General features: G+C 47.8%; 16 protein-coding genes and 1 tRNA gene. 3 read left to right on the top strand and 14 right to left on the bottom strand.

Annotated features, from left to right (window positions below):
• Positions 1–14: 14 nt before the first annotated feature.
• Entirely contained in the window at positions 15–1,097 is a 1,083-nt protein-coding gene (leuB, locus tag WMO65_RS07475) for a 3-isopropylmalate dehydrogenase (protein WP_033143500.1), read from the bottom strand.
• A gap of 320 nt (positions 1,098–1,417) precedes the next feature.
• Between leuB and WMO65_RS07470 the strand changes: the two genes are divergently transcribed.
• Positions 1,418–1,488, top strand: a tRNA-Gly gene (locus tag WMO65_RS07470).
• Between the two features lie 178 nt (positions 1,489–1,666).
• Here the strand turns inward: WMO65_RS07470 and WMO65_RS07465 are convergent.
• From WMO65_RS07465 to WMO65_RS07445, 5 genes are all read right to left on the bottom strand, one after another.
• Entirely contained in the window at positions 1,667–2,518 is an 852-nt protein-coding gene (locus WMO65_RS07465; protein WP_148392942.1) for a phage major capsid protein, read from the bottom strand.
• Between the two features lie 7 nt (positions 2,519–2,525).
• Positions 2,526–3,035 carry a hypothetical protein gene (locus WMO65_RS07460; protein ID WP_148392943.1) on the bottom strand — a complete coding sequence of 170 codons (510 nt, stop codon included), beginning with the start codon at positions 3,033–3,035 and terminating at the stop codon, positions 2,526–2,528.
• 344 nt (positions 3,036–3,379) lie between these two features.
• Positions 3,380–3,520, bottom strand: a complete 141-nt coding sequence (locus WMO65_RS07455) for a hypothetical protein (RefSeq protein ID WP_187370621.1) — start codon at positions 3,518–3,520, stop codon at positions 3,380–3,382.
• Between the two features lie 69 nt (positions 3,521–3,589).
• On the bottom strand, positions 3,590–5,254 hold the full coding sequence (locus WMO65_RS07450; protein WP_187370622.1) for a YfjI family protein: 1,665 nt from the start codon (positions 5,252–5,254) through the stop codon (positions 3,590–3,592).
• A 218-nt stretch (positions 5,255–5,472) separates the two neighbouring features.
• Entirely contained in the window at positions 5,473–5,664 is a 192-nt protein-coding gene (locus WMO65_RS07445; protein WP_148392945.1) for a helix-turn-helix transcriptional regulator, read from the bottom strand.
• Positions 5,665–5,801: 137 nt separating this feature from the next.
• Here WMO65_RS07445 and WMO65_RS07440 point away from each other — a divergent pair, with 137 nt between their 5' ends.
• Both WMO65_RS07440 and WMO65_RS07435 read left to right on the top strand, forming a co-directional pair.
• Entirely contained in the window at positions 5,802–6,203 is a 402-nt protein-coding gene (locus tag WMO65_RS07440) for a helix-turn-helix domain-containing protein (protein ID WP_148392946.1), read from the top strand.
• Between the two features lie 165 nt (positions 6,204–6,368).
• Positions 6,369–6,899, top strand: coding sequence for a ferritin-like domain-containing protein (locus WMO65_RS07435; RefSeq protein ID WP_054352362.1), 531 nt, complete (start codon positions 6,369–6,371; stop codon positions 6,897–6,899).
• Between the two features lie 54 nt (positions 6,900–6,953).
• Here the strand turns inward: WMO65_RS07435 and WMO65_RS07430 are convergent, their stop codons facing one another.
• The 8 genes from WMO65_RS07430 to tgt form a co-directional block, all read right to left on the bottom strand.
• Complete coding sequence (locus tag WMO65_RS07430; RefSeq protein ID WP_018596440.1) at positions 6,954–7,100, bottom strand: hypothetical protein; 147 nt, start codon at positions 7,098–7,100, stop codon at positions 6,954–6,956.
• Between the two features lie 91 nt (positions 7,101–7,191).
• The gene (locus WMO65_RS07425; protein WP_118594048.1) at positions 7,192–8,940 is read right to left on the bottom strand and encodes an NADH-dependent [FeFe] hydrogenase, group A6; all 1,749 of its coding nucleotides are present in this window, start codon (positions 8,938–8,940) and stop codon (positions 7,192–7,194) included.
• The gene (locus tag WMO65_RS07420) at positions 8,934–10,772 is read right to left on the bottom strand and encodes an NAD(P)-binding protein (RefSeq protein WP_148392947.1); all 1,839 of its coding nucleotides are present in this window, start codon (positions 10,770–10,772) and stop codon (positions 8,934–8,936) included. The genes WMO65_RS07425 and WMO65_RS07420 overlap by 7 nt, the downstream gene beginning before the upstream one ends.
• A gap of 287 nt (positions 10,773–11,059) precedes the next feature.
• Complete coding sequence (locus WMO65_RS07415) at positions 11,060–11,911, bottom strand: AraC family transcriptional regulator (RefSeq protein ID WP_225305293.1); 852 nt, start codon at positions 11,909–11,911, stop codon at positions 11,060–11,062.
• A 79-nt stretch (positions 11,912–11,990) separates the two neighbouring features.
• On the bottom strand, positions 11,991–12,866 hold the full coding sequence (sdaAA, locus tag WMO65_RS07410; protein WP_033141124.1) for an L-serine ammonia-lyase, iron-sulfur-dependent, subunit alpha: 876 nt from the start codon (positions 12,864–12,866) through the stop codon (positions 11,991–11,993).
• A gap of 9 nt (positions 12,867–12,875) precedes the next feature.
• Positions 12,876–13,544, bottom strand: coding sequence for an L-serine ammonia-lyase, iron-sulfur-dependent subunit beta (gene sdaAB / locus WMO65_RS07405; RefSeq protein ID WP_033141125.1), 669 nt, complete (start codon positions 13,542–13,544; stop codon positions 12,876–12,878).
• Between the two features lie 156 nt (positions 13,545–13,700).
• Entirely contained in the window at positions 13,701–14,024 is a 324-nt protein-coding gene (gene yajC, locus WMO65_RS07400) for a preprotein translocase subunit YajC (RefSeq protein WP_033141126.1), read from the bottom strand.
• Between the two features lie 210 nt (positions 14,025–14,234).
• Positions 14,235–15,371, bottom strand: coding sequence for a tRNA guanosine(34) transglycosylase Tgt (gene tgt, locus WMO65_RS07395; protein ID WP_033141127.1), 1,137 nt, complete (start codon positions 15,369–15,371; stop codon positions 14,235–14,237).
• Between the last annotated feature and the right edge of the window lie 39 nt (positions 15,372–15,410).

Genomic DNA, 15,410 nt, shown 5'->3' with positions numbered 1-15,410 from the left:
ATCTCATTCTAATCTCAGATCCGCTCTGCGATCAAATCTCCCATCTCTTTGGTTCCCACCTGCTTCATACCGTCTGCCATAATATCCACTGTGCGGTATCCCTCTGTGAGGACTTTCTGTACGGCTGCCTCCACGGCATCTGCCTCTTTGTCCAGGTCCAGGGAATAGCGCAGCATCATAGCCGCAGACAGAATGGTTGCCAGGGGATTGGCGATGCCTTTTCCCGCAATGTCAGGCGCTGAACCGTGGCTTGGTTCATAAAGGCCGAATTTTGTCTCATTTAAGCTGGCTGATGAGAGCATTCCGATGGAACCTGTCACCATGCTGGCCTCATCAGACAGAATGTCGCCGAACATGTTCTCTGTGAGGATCACGTCAAACTGACCCGGGTTATGGACAAGCTGCATAGCGCAGTTATCTACCAGCATGTGTTCCAGTGTCACTTCCGGATAGTCCTTTGCCACCTCTTCCACTACTTTTCTCCAGAGTCTGGAGGAGTCCAGTACATTGGCTTTGTCCACACTTGTAACTTTTTTGCTTCTCTTCATGGCAATATCAAATGCCTTGACAGCGATTCTGCGGATTTCATTTTCATTATATGTAAGTGTGTCAACGGCTGTAGTTACACCGTTTTCCTCCACAGTCTTTCTCTCACCGAAATACAGGCCGCCGGTCAGCTCCCTGACAATGATCATGTCAAATCCGTCTCCGATGACTTCCTCTTTCAGGGGGCAGGCACCTTTCAGCTCATCATACAGATACGCCGGGCGCAGATTGGCAAACAGATTCAGGGCTTTTCTGATAGCTAAAAGTCCTGCCTCAGGGCGTTTTGACGGCTCCAGTTTATACCAGGGAGAAGTCTTGGCATCCCCTCCGATGGAACCCATCAGCACTGCGTCAGAAGCCTTTGCCGTCTCCACAGCCTCCTCTGTCAGCGGTACACCGTGTACATCAATAGATGCCCCGCCCAGCAGCACTTCCTCATAGGAAAAACTGTGTCCGTATGTTTCACAGACCTTATCCAGCACTTTTTTGGCCTCTGCCACAATCTCCGGTCCGATTCCGTCACCCGGTATCAATGCAATTTTATAGTTCATGAGATTCTCCTCCTGTCGTACAGTTGTCGTATGTTATCGCATTATAGTATTTTAATTATGATAATCCTTTTTCGCTTATATTTCAAGGCATAATAAGGCAGTCTGCTATTCTTTTTCGTTATATAAGCTATAACAGTTTAAAAACCCTCTTGCAAATAAAAATAATTTGGATTATAATATTTTCAACGCATCAGTTCCGGGAGGAGTGCGGTTACGCCCGTATCTGCGGTGTCTCGGTTCACACATATGAATATCCCGGAGGAACACGCGCAGGCTGGTGCATGCCTGAAGATGTTCAGGTTCCTCAATTATACATGTATGCAGATATAGTTCATCGGTAGAACGCCAGCTTCCCAAGCTGGAGAGGCGGGTTCGATTCCCGTTATCTGCTTATAAAAATGTCGAAATTACTGTATAGACAGTGATTTCGGCATTTATTGTTTTTCGCCGGTAAGCATATGGTAATCATTCTGCATCAAAACCTCTATCTCTTCACAGACACGGAACCGGGCGGCTATCACGCACAAAATGCCCCAGACAATCCGCTTTGGAAAGCCCGGGGCATCTGTTTAACTTTTTGCTGCTGCAGTCTGTTCCTGATAATAAATAGCTTCTGCTTTATTTTCTAAAACAAAAGCATCGTAACAGATGCGGCCTTCTATCAGTTCGCCGCTGATACCAGGCGGGTCCTGATGTGTCTTGTAATCTTCCAATTTGGTAGGAGCTACGGTAGCCACCGGATGGGCCAGCATAAAACCAAATCCTTTTGGAAGTCTTTTAGACGGAACTTTGATCACTACCGCCCCGTCCAGATTGCCAATAACACCGCGTAATCTCATATCACTGCCAATATCTGTCTCCATTGTGATATCCCTGCACTGTTTCATAAGAAGATAAGTGTCAGGAGTCACCAGCAGCACACGGCCTGTTTCCGGCACTTCAGAATTGTCCAGAGCATTACTGGCCTTGATGATCTCCGTATAGATATTGTCTGCTGTCAGCGCCACAGCTGCAGGCTTATGCCCCGCCTTTGTTGTCATAACTCCATATACATAAGTATCAACTTCCGGAATCACGACTTCCCGCACCTGCCGAGCAAGAGCAGACGCTGCTGCCAGCTGGTCACTGGTTTCATCCTTATCCAGCTTATCAATGGCAAAGGTAAAAGATCTGTCATTTTTCAGCGTAAATTCTTCCGTAGTGGCATCCAGTCCCTGCACTCTGCCGTACCTTGACCATTCTCCCTCCTTCGGGCCGGAGCGCCCGTAATCATTCATAGATGCGGTTGTCACCTTATAAACCTTGATCGTATGTGCCCCTGTCCAGGATAAGTCCTGATTCGTCAGCAGGGATTTTTTGCTCTCTGTTGAAAATAATTCATCTACATAAGGCAGATATTGTGTTACTAAATCAATTGCCATTTATCCATCATTCCTTTCTGTTAAGCCCCATAGCCTGTCTTACCGGATCTGTACCGGTGTGAAAAGCTCCGGTTCCCTCCGGAACGCACCCCACTTTTAAATTCTTGGAGGGTATCGCACGAAAACCGGATGCAGGCTCCTGGTCTGTTTTGTCATTTTTTCCATATATTTCGTATAATTTGTCTAATTTACAGTTTAAATCCTCTTCATCCGTACAGTTGATAATATCTGCCAGCTCACGGGACATTCCCCGTTCGTCCAGCTTTTCCTTTACCATCAGCTTCATTTCCCTTGCCTGCAGTTCTGCAAGCTTCCGGTCATACTCTGCCTGGGCTTCTTTGTTGATCTGCCCCTTCATCCTGGCTATCCTGGACTGAACAAATCCGTTCACTTCTTCCTGTGTGAACAGTTTCTGCTCTTTTCCGCCGCCTTCCCTGGCAGTTCCCTGTACTTCTGATTCATTCCCCATATTTTCAGCCTGGGTACTCTGTTCTGCATCATTCATGCTTTCTTCCATATTTTTCCTTCCTGTTTAACGTCCAGTGGACTATTTTACCATCAGACAGATATGCCCCGCTGCCCGTCCGGGTGAATAGATGTTCCCTAAGGAAAGGAGTGAACAAATAAATAAGCGTGGGAACGGCTATAATCGCATATTGCGGCTTTAGCTGTTCCCACGCCTTATACAAGACTTCCAGCAGAAAAGAGATGAACTGCTGGGGTACTTTTATTATTCTATCTGTTCTAAAACTATTATATCACATCAAACAAATATATGCAAGTAAAACCTTTATATTTTTAATGATTTCCGGCATCTTTTCATACTTTTTCTCGATACAAGACCAAAGCCGGGTTAGCGTATCATTTCAAGATCACGTATGCCTTCTTATATTCCCCCCTCTGTTCTTTCGCCAATTTACAGGACTTAATGACCGGGTGCAACAGTCTGAGCACGGTATGAAGTTCCTGGGCATTTTGGTAAGATATTTTAATCTTGATCATGTTTTACAACCTCCCTGTTCTCTGATATTTTTGTGACATATCCGCAAATACAATCTAAAGCTTGATCATTCACACATTTTTCTCCTTCCATCTGGCATATTCCGGATTTTTATATACAATTTCCGACGGTCTGCCTCCTTTTTGGAGGTTTTGGGGGTTTTGAGAGGTGAGACAAGATTTCTGAATGCGTATGTAGCCATGTTCTGTCAAACACCTTAACCCGGGAATCATTCCTTCTTTTTTCTCCATACCTTTTCTGTCACAGCACAATTTATACAGATCTCTCAGTTTCATTTCCATTTTTCCGGTAGAATCTATACGTCTCATAATGTATTTAGCGTCTCTGACTTCCGGTGAATCCGTTAAACCCATGATATTGAATGCTGCCCTGGCATGGGTCCGGAAATACCTGCCTATTTCTACAGCATTGCCCATAGTCTGACCGCTGACTTTATAGAATTCCGACTGTTCCGCATACTCAAAGCAATGGAGAATCAGTGCTATCCTCATTGTAGTACCGTGAAGTTTTCCGAGCCATGCCTTGAACTCTGAAAAACATTCTTTCAGCTCACGCTCAATCTCATAGAAAAAGGCTTCTGCCAGTCTATCTGCTTCCTCACCCAGTTCTATGACCTTCGGCTTATCCGGTACGGGAATTGCAAGAAGCCTCTGAACTGCTTCACCATAATCCGCCCTGTCTGTATCAGATATCTTTTTCACCCTATAGTTTCTGTCTCCTATGGCAGAAGGCGGCAGACTGTATAAAAATCTGGCATTCAGGCCACGGCCTGTAAATTCACTGTTTTCCATTATTTGTTTTATCACTATTGGCTGTACATACAAAAGCATGGTTATCAAGGGACAATCCAAAGCCTGTCCCTTCCTGGTTATTCTGTCCTGAGCGTACCGGTCACCTGTATAGGCTTTCAAAATAAGATCAATGACGGTCTTATCACTGTATCTGCCGGCCAAAATATTGAAGATACCTCCTTCTGTGGAAAAAATTCCTATTCTTTCATGATTCTGCTCCATTAACTTCCCGAGTATTTCCATCGTTACGTCATCTGCCACCAATCTGACAGGAGCTTTCTCTTTTAGTCCATTCAATTCCTGCTGTATATCCGAAAGGGCTTCCAAATCCTCACATATATCCTCTCCTTTTCTTTTGCTGCATCTTGTCAGGTTCTTTGTAATTCCGGCAATCTTGCCTTCCAGTATCCTTTTTTTCGTCTCATACAAAGCAATATCCGGCGCCCGTTTTTCATTTTCCTTTTTTTCATATTCATAAACAGGCTTCATGATTTCTTTCATTACTGGACTTTTTCTTTCGGAAGCCTCTCCCACAACAGCCATATACAAATTTCCGGGTTCATACCAGTCAGAATGAGGATGGATACTATATTTCTTCTGTATGCACAGTGAGCCTACTGTGAGCACTGCCGGGGCTACCATACCGGAAGATACCTGCAGGTTCTCTGCAACTGCTTCTGAAAATCTCTCCACAACTGATGGCAGCAGACTAGTATTGAAAGCCGTAAGTTTCGTTATATCTGTTTCCCCAAAACCCCCAAAACCCTCAAAACTATCTGAATAGGGAATCTCACCTTGTCCGGCAAAGCCTGCTAAAGTGCAGTCTCTGCTTACTGTCCGGGCCTGTCCGGGCCTTTTCCACTCAGAAAACGCCGTATCAAATCTGTCCCACACTCCATCTGCCGCAAGTGTATTTCTGATCAAATTTAAATTCTGCAGATAATAAGGTTCAATCTCAGAAAAAAAAGCATCTGTCCAATTGTCAGAATTCCGGATTTCATGTATTAATTCCATGCCTGTCATTTACTCACCTGCCGTATTCCTTCTACCGCCACAGTATTTCTTCACCTTCTCAACCACCCTTCTTATAGTGTAATGCACTGCTTCTTCTCTGCTGTTCAATCAGCTCTCTTTCCTGCATGTTATTCCATAATATCGGTCAGATTAACGCCTAAAGCTTCTGCAATCCTTTTACCTACTTCATCCGAGCAGGTTTTGCCGCATCTGATATAATTAACTGTAGCCCTGGAAATCCCGGCAAGCTCCGCTAATTTTTTCTGTGTCATATCTCTTCTGGCAAGTTCTGTAACAAGTTTGATTCTGTCAATCCTCATTTTTTCACCTCATTTCAAAATCATTTGATTGTATATGTGCATAATATATCAATCTTACGATTGTGTCAATGCTTTATTTAAATCTTTTGATTGTTTTTCTATCAACATTATGTTATTGTATATATAGAGGTGATAAAATGGATACAGGAAAAAGAATCAAAGAAATCAGGAAAGCCAACGGGCTTACACAAAAAGAACTCTCAGAAAAATTAGGGACCTCGCAGCAAAATCTTGCCCAATACGAGAACGGAAAAAGACAGCCAAAGTTTGAAACTTTACGCCGAATCGCAAAAGCTCTGGATGTCGGATTAGATGAATTTATGTCCGATACAGAGCTTTCTCTTTTTGAAGGAATGGCAGACTTATATCTCCATTCTTCCAATGATATCAAAGACATTTCTCCCTGTGAAGCGGGCAGTATTCAGGAGAGATATCTCATGGAAGCCTTTAGGGCACTGAATCGTGAAGGACAGAATAAAGTTGCCGATTATGCGGATGACCTTTTGGGAAATCCTAAATACCACAGAAAAAATGCGTAAACAGGGAGAATGCATTTCATAGATAACCAAAAAACAGAGGACCCAGCAATTTTGCTGAGTCCGTTTTTATACTGCCTGTTGAGTTATCCGGAACTACCTGCAAATATAGTTCTATCCCGGAACCTTCCCACATAAAAATTATTAATCCCATTTAGGAAATCAAATATGAATAAATACCAGTATAATATCCATGCTAATCCCGATTCCATACCAGTGAAATACTCTAACTGGTATCCCCCGGTCAAAGTCACTGAAAAAAATACAGATTACGCACAGCTGCTCATGCCGGATCTTGCATCTGCGGTCAGTGAAATGACAACTGTACATCAATATCTATTCCAATCCTGGACAATCAATAACGAATACGGTAATATCCGCCGTATAATCAAACGCATTGCCGTGGTCGAGGAACACCATTTCTCTGTCATTGGACAGTTGATTGCCCTTCTCGGCGGACAGCCGGAATGCCGTTCTTCAGAATCCAAATCTTTCTGGTGCGGGGATATGGTGGATTACAGCCCTGATATTTACACCATACTTGCAGTTAACGCTAAATCAGAGAAGTTTGCTGCCAAAGCATATCTGGAACAGTCAAGAGAAATAAAAGATCCTCTTGTTTCAAAAATGCTGGCAAGACTGGCCCTCGATGAAAAACTGCACTATAATATTTTCAGTGACTTTTTGTCACAGATATAATTGTTTGGCACTGCTTTGTGAAAGGGGCGGCATTCCGCCCCTGCCGACAGCTCTTTATACCTGTCTGATCTTCGGCTCCACGGCCTCAGACCTGGCATTGTGCTGCTGATTCTGGTTTTCCGGTTTTACCTTCTGGGTAATGCTGTTGAAAGTCTCGTTTGATTTCTTTCTGTTTAACGCTTCCTGCTGCTTTTTATCCATCTTATTCACCTCGGCATTAAAGTGTTTTTACATATTATTCTTACACTTCAGTATTCCCAAAGGCTATGGTTTTTATGTATGCCGCTTAAGCTCACGTTTCTCCCGGCATTTTCCATCCGTGATGGTCTGTATGCAGCAGCTCGTGGGCTTTGTGGGACAATGGTTTTTCCAAAAAATCTTCGTAGCATTTTATCACAGAGGGATTTTCATGTGAGAACCGGATGTGACTGACCTTATCCAGGCCGTATAGGATCTGTCCCCTGTCCCCGGCAAGCTCCCGGCCGTCGTGGATAGGCTGGCCGCCTCCGCCTGCGCATCCGCCTGGACATGCCATGATTTCCACAAAATCATAGGAAACCCTGCCCTTTCTTAGCGCTTTCATCAATTTCCTGGTATTGCCCAGTCCGCTGGCAACCGCCACCTTTAAAATCGTGCCTGCCAGATTAAATTCTGCCTCCTTCCAGCCGTCCATGCCCCGGACTGCCCGGAAGGCATCCGGTTCGGGATTCTTACTGGTCACCAGATAATACGCGCTGCGCAGTGCAGCCTCCATAACACCGCCTGTGGCGCCGAAAATGACGCCTGCGCCGGAGCCCACGCCCAGAGGCATATCCAGCTCCTCCTCTCTAAGCGTCTCAGGAAGTATATGGAACATACGAATCATCCGGTCTATTTCCCTGGTAGTCAAAGAAGCGTCCACATCCTGCCCTGCACCCGCATCCCTCATGGTCGGAAGGGCACATTCCTGTTTCTTGGCTACGCACGGCATCACAGACAAGCAGAAGATCCGCTCCGGGTCCACATCAAGCAGCTTTGCATAATAGGTCTTTGCCACAGCCCCGAACATCTGCTGCGGTGATTTGGCTGTGGAAAGCTGGTCCACCATATCCGGATACTGGGATTTCATAAACCGGACCCAGCCCGGACAGCAGGAGGTAAACATAGGGAATGTCTCATTTTCTCTGTTCTTCAGTTTCTCCAGAAACTCACTGCCTTCCTCCATGATTGTCAGATCCGCACTGAAATTCGTATCGAAGATATAGTCAAATCCCATTTTGCGCAGAGCCGAGGCCAGCCTTTTTACGGTTGCAAATTCCGGCGCCAGGCCAATGGATTCTCCCCATGCCGCACGCACGGCAGGCGCGATCTGAACTACTGTGATCTTGTCCTTATCGGCAATGGCATCCAGTACATGCTCCGTATCATCCCGCTCTCTAAGCGCCCCCACCGGACAGTGGGTGATGCACTGGCCGCACACAGCGCAGTCCGATTCTTCAATTTTCCGGTTGCCTGACACATCCACTGTGGTTCTTGAGCCTGTATTCACCACGTCCCAGATATTAACAGACTGGATTTTATCACAGATTTGTACACAGCGCATACATTTGATGCATTTCGTATAATCCCTGATCAGCGGAAACTCCATATTCCAGCAGTTTTTCGGCAGCTCCTTAACAAAAGGAACATCCATGATGTTCAAATCGTTTGCCACGCTCTGCAGGGAACAGTTCCCGCTCCTGACACAGTAGGCGCAGTTGCTGTTGTGCTGAGATAAAATAAGCTGCACATTCGTTCTTCTGGTTTTCCGGGCTTTGGGGCTGTTCGTATGCACCATCATTCCCTCTTTTACCCGGTTATTGCAGGCCGTGACCAGCTTTGCGTAACCTTCCACCTCCACAACACAGACACGGCAGGCTCCAATCTCATTGATACCCTTCAGATAGCACAGTGTGGGAATCCGGATTCCTGCAAGGGCAGCCGCCTGTAGGATCGTGCTGCGTCTGTCGGCCTCTATCTGTATGCCGTCAATCGTAAGTTTAACTCTCTCTGTATTCACCATTTTTCCACCCTGCCTCCCTTAAACACACCGAAACCGAAGTGGTCACAGCGCAGACAGCGTCTTGCCTCCTGGGAAGCCTCCTCAGAAGTCATACCGCATTCGATCAGTTCCATATCCTTCACTCTCACGGATGCCTCGCGCTCCTTCATATTCACACGGCCGCAGGTGGGACGGTCATGGAGACGGACCCTTGGAATCTCCACACCGCTTGTGATCGTATGGTTATATCCCAGAAATTCGTCAATATTGGCTGCCGCCACTTTCCCCGCCGCAATGGCACGGATCACAGTCGCCGGACCGGTCACACAGTCACCTCCGGCAAATACGCCGGCAGCATCCTTCACACCGCTCCAGTCAAAGGCATCAATGGCAGCACCTCTTGTAATGGGAATACCGGATTCCCCGAAATGCCGGGAGTCAATCCCCTGTCCTATCGCCACCAGGATTCGGTCACAGGGCAGACGGAGCTTTGCCACATCCGCGTCTCCCGGTGTGGGTCTTCCGTTTTTCATTTTACCGATGATCTGAGGCTGTACCCAGAGCGCGGAAACCTTGCCCTGTCCGTCCTTCTCTATAGACAGCGGCGCATGAAGGTCCAGCACCTCGCACCCCTCCGCAATGGCTCCTTCCACTTCCTCCGGAAGAGCCGTCATATCCACTTTCCTTCTTCTGTAGGCAATACGCACACGTTTTGCACCCAGACGCACCGCGGAGCGCGCCACATCCATAGCCACATTGCCGCCGCCGATCACAATGATATCCCTGTCCTTAAAGTCCGGCATCTCTCCGTCACCGATGCTTCGCAGCATTTCCACTGCGGACATAACGCCCTCGGCATCCTCGCCCTCCATTCCTATCTTTCGGTCTGTATGGGCACCGATGGCTATGTAGACGGCATCATACCGGGGACGGATATCCTGTATCAGATACGGCTCCTCCCCCACATCTGCCCCGGTGACCACGTCAATCCCCACGCTCAAAAGCCGGCTTATTTCCCCATCCAGAACCTCTCTGGGAAGCCGGTAGCTGGGAATGCCGTATCGCAGCATGCCGCCCAGTTGTTTTTCCTTTTCATAGATTGTCACCTTATGGCCCATTAAAGCCAGGTAATACGCTGCGCTGATGCCTCCCGGACCGCCCCCGATGACTGCAACTTTCTTACCCGTTGCAGGGGCTGTCTTTGGTACCGGCACTTCTCCTGCCTGCTCCACTGCAAAACGTTTCAGTCCCCTGATATTGATGGGGTCATCCAACATGGTCCTGCGGCACCGCACTTCACAGGGATGCTCACAGATAAGGCCGCAGACTGCCGGCATGGGATTGTCCTTCCGGATCAGGCGCACCGCATCTGCATACCTGCCCTCCCTGACAAGGGCAATGTAACCAGGAATGTCCACACCAGCCGGACACTGGGATACACACGGCACGGGCTGGTTCAGGTTACAGGAGCACCTCCCCCTTAAAATATGCTCTTCAAAATCCTCCCTGAATCCCCGGATTCCCTTCAGCACCATCTTGGCGGCCTCATAACCGATGGCACAGTCCGCGGAATAGAAGATACTCCTGGCTGTCCGCTCAATAACCGCAATGGTCTCCAGAGTGGCATCACCATCCAGCACATCATCAAATAATTTTTCCAGCTGCCCCAGTCCGACACGGCAGGGAACACACTTTCCGCAGGACTGAGCATGGCACATTTTCAGGAAAGATGCCGCCATATCCACCGGACATAACCCGGGCGGGCTGGCAACAATCCGCCGTTCCAGGTCCTTATAGAGTTCCTCCACTGTCCGCTGCGCGCTGTTTTGCGTAATGATACTTAATCTGCTCATATCTACCTCCAATTGCTTCTGTATACCTGGCAGTTCAGATAACTGTTCTGAACTGCCGCCCATATACATTCCGGACTCCATATGATCTCAGAATGATATGACAGTTACCCTTTCGCTTTATCATATTAACGGGATATAGTTATAATTTAAAATTACCATTTTACAGCTTTATCGTCAATACTATTTCAGTTATTTTTATTAATTTTCCAATAATAATGCTTTGTTATCTATATTTTTCATATAAAAATACCCCATATCTTTTTACAGATATGAGGCATCCTTCTTTTTCAATATTTCACCGGTATCCAGACTTCCACTTCTCCCAAATCTTCCGCCTCGTTCCAGAAAACGTACTTTTCAATGGTGGGCAGTCCGCACTTGTCATACTGGCTCTGCGGAAGAAATTCCTGATTGATCTGCCGCCACAGATTTCCCAGAACATTGTCAGAAATCTTACCCCTGGCCTGAAAAATAAGCCACGTTGCCGGGGGATACTGATATGTCACAAAACCATCTATCTCCGGCCCGTCCCATAAAACAGCGCACATATAATCATTGCTGCCATCCTCCTGAAATCCGAAACACAGTCCCAGATCAAAGAAATCTCCGCTTACGGCTTTCATTTTCTCATTGGTGCCGTCACTTTTGACCACTGCCCAGGTACCGCCGCCATACGGCGTTGTCATTCTTGTTCCCAATACCCGGAAAGCCCCTTTTTCCTCAATCGTATACTTCATAGACTCCACTCCCTTCACAGTCACCTGAAATTCCAGCCTGCAGTAAAACATCAGCGGAACAGCACTCTGCCTTACCTCTGAGGGATTGACGCCGTGCATTTTGCGAAACGCCACACGGAAGGCATCTCCTGACTGATAGCCATATTTTAACGCGATATCTATTACCTTTTCCTCTGTATTCTGCAGATCATAGGCTGCCATGGTAAGCCTGCGTCTTCTCACATATTCAGAAAAACTGATATTAGTCACCTGTCCGAAAAGACTCTGAAAATTCTGATACGGACACGCCATGATCCTGCTGACTTCCTCCTCATCCACATCATCCCGGAGGTGGTCCTCCACATAATCCATCACCCGGTTGATTCGCTGCATCCACTCCATTTTCTCACCTGCCTTACGCATAGTATAAGCCATCCAGAGCCTGTCTGCCCGACAATTTTTCTACGGAAAATATCGGCACGGAAAATGCGTCTGTCCGTTTTCAGCCGCCGAAGATCTCACAGGTACGCCTGCATGCCGCCGGGGTTGCCGCACAGCCTCCCAGCGCGCTTTCCCGCAGCTCAAAGGGAAGGCTTCTGCCCACATGATACATGGCCTGTGCCATTTCGTCGAAGGGAATAAGAGCCGGAATCCCTGCCAGTGTCTGCTCCGCGCAGATCAGCGCATTGGCCGCTCCCACACTGTTCCGGTTCTGACACGGGTATTCCACAAGGCCAGCTATGGGGTCACAGACCAGGCCCAGCAGGTTGGACATTGCCACAGAAGCCGCGTCAAGGCACTGCTTTGGTGTACCGCCCATCATCTCCACCGCTGCCGCGGCAGCCATGGCGGACGCGGCGCCCACTTCTGCCTGGCAGCCAGCTTCCGCGCCTGCCACAGAGGCATTCCTCATAAGCAGATATCCCACAGCCCCTGCTGTGTACAGCCCGTTTAAGATCACCTCTTCCGGCAGATCATACGCCTCCTCCAGAGAGAGGAGCACGCCCGGCACCACACCCGAGGAGCCCGCTGTGGGCGCAGCCACGATCACACCCATGGAGGCATTGACCTCCAGAACCGCCATGGCGTATGTGACCGCACGCTGCAGCACAGTCCCGCAGACAGATTTTCCTGCCTCTGCATGGCGGTGAAGCTTCCCGGACTCTCCGCCGATGAGACCGCCCACGGACGGTTTTGGATTGGTCAGAGGTTCTTTTGCGGAACGGCGCATGATCGCCAGGGATTTCTTCATTTTCTCATCCACTTCCTCCTCAGAAATCCGGGAAAACTCTGTCTCCCTCAGCTTCATGACCCTGGAAATGGGTATGTTCTTCTCACTGCATATCTCTAAAAGCTCACTGCCCTGATTGAATTCCATCCTATCCTCCTATATCTGTACCAGAATCACATTGGAGACACAGGGATTTTCCCTGATCTTCTCTGTCACATCTTCCGGTATTTTCTCATCCGACTCCACAATGGTATATGCCCTGGCTCCTCTCTCCTCCCGGTAGAGGCGCATGAACGCAATATTCACATTTCTTTCGCTCAGTACCTTGGTGATATGGGCCACCACACCCGGCTTATCCGTCTGGCTCACCACCAGGGTACTGTACTCCCCTGTAAAATCCACCTCTATCTGGTTCAGCCGGACAATCTTTACTTTACCGCCGCCCAGCGACACACCCCGCACAAAGAGATGCTCCCCGCCGGTACCCTCCATATCCATATCCGCGGTATTGGGATGTTCGTCGCCAAGCTTATCACTGATGATAAACTCATAATCAAGTCCCTGTTCACGGGCAAGTGTCAGGGAATCCCTGATCCGCAGGTCATCCGTCTGAAATCCCATGATTCCCCCGAGTAGTGCACGGTCTGTGCCGTGTCCCCGGTATGTCTGGGCAAAGGAGCCATACAGAGTAAAGCGTACCTTCTTTATTTTCCCCGGAAAAAGCCTCCGCGCAAGAAGGGCCATTGACGCCGCTCCTGCCGTGTGAGAGCTGGAAGGCCCTACCATATTGGGACCGATCACATCAAATAAACTGATAAATGCCATATGTTTATTTCTCCATTTCTGATACATCTCCACAGCCTGTATCCCATTTGGCGAAGACTGCAGAACACTATTTTCAAATACCTTCTGACAGACGAAAAAACAGGCGCCGCAGAACTATTTTTCCTGCAACACCTGTCTTACTTTTCAATCTTCTGATCACTCTTTTTCTGCGATTCCGTCTCCGGCTTTCTCAACTTCTGCGATTGCCGCTTTTCTCATGGGAATTCTGCAGTTTCTGTTGTTTCCGAATTCTACGATCACATCTTCATCTGTAATATCAATTAAGATTCCGTAAAAACCGCTTGTTGTTACCACGCTGTCTCCCACTTCCATAGAGGATAACATGGATTTTACTCTCTGCTGTTCCTTTTTCTGCGGTCTCATAATCATGAAATACATTAAAAGAAAAAATACAACCAGGGGCAGTAACATAGTTGCCCATGCGCCTGCACCGCCTGCGCTTGCCTGTCCTAAAAACATTTTAGCTCCTCCTGCAAAATAAACTTTTTAGTTCTTTCAACTTATATGCCGAGTTCCCATATAAACTCGGTATGATACAGCAGCTATACCGCTGTTTCATCCGATCACCCGGACTGCTATATTGAACGCTATTACAATAATACACAATTTCTCTTATTTCTTCAAGTGTTTTTCAGGTTTTTTTATATATTTTACACATTTTTTCTGTTTTTATGCCTTGGGGCCTGCTGCCATGCGCTCCAGTTTCTGCTGTTTATAGTCCTCATAGTGCCCCTCATCAAGTGCCTGCCTGATTTCCGTCATCATTGTATTGTAGAAGTACAGGTTGTGAAGCACACACAGACGCATGCCCAGCATCTCCTTTGCCTTAAGCAGATGGCGGATATATGCCCTGCTGTAGCTTCTGCAGGCAGGACACTGGCAACCCTCCTCAATGGGACGGGAATCCAACTCATATTTGGCGTTGAACAGATTCAGTTTTCCAAAGTTGGTGTACACGTGGCCATGGCGTCCGTTCCGGCTTGGATATACGCAGTCAAAGAAATCCACGCCCCTGGAAACACCCTCCAGAATATTAGCCGGTGTTCCCACACCCATCAGGTATGTGGGCTTGTCTGCCGGAAGATAGGGAACCACACTGTCCAGGATCCGGTACATCTCCTCATGGCTCTCTCCCACGGCCAGTCCTCCCACCGCATAGCCGTCAAGGTCCATTTTGGCGATCTCTTTTGCGTGGGCAATACGGATATCATCATACACTGCGCCCTGGTTAATGCCGAACAGCATCTGCTGGGGATTGATGGTGTCCTCCTTCGCATTCAGCCTTGCCATCTCATCCTTACACCTTGCAAGCCACCTTGTGGTTCGATCAACAGAATCCTGGACATATTTCCGGTCCGCCACAGAGGACGGGCACTCGTCAAAAGCCATGGCAATGGTGGATGCCAGATTGGACTGTATCTGCATACTTTCCTCCGGTCCCATGAAAATCTTATGACCGTCAATGTGGGAATTGAAATAAACCCCCTCCTCTTTGATCTTCCTTAATTTTGACAGGGAAAACACCTGAAATCCGCCGGAGTCCGTGAGGATCGGCCTGTCCCAGTTCATGAACTTGTGGAGGCCGCCCAGCTTCTTCACCACCTGGTCACCGGGACGCACATGGAGATGGTAGGTGTTTGACAGTTCTATCTGAGTTCCTATTTCATGCAGGTCTGTTGTGGCTACAGCGCCCTTGATGGCTGCCACTGTGCCAACGTTCATAAAGACAGGTGTCTCCACTGACCCGTGCACAGTTTCAAAATGGGCGCGTTTTGCCATGCCTTCCTGTTTCAATATCTTATACATACAGCAATTTCCTCTTTCTAAAAATAATTCTTCTGCCGG

It is taken from the genome of Blautia caccae, from assembly GCF_040095955.1.
GTDB lineage: Bacteria > Bacillota > Clostridia > Lachnospirales > Lachnospiraceae > Blautia > Blautia celeris.
This window is presented reverse-complemented; position numbering and strand designations above follow the sequence as displayed.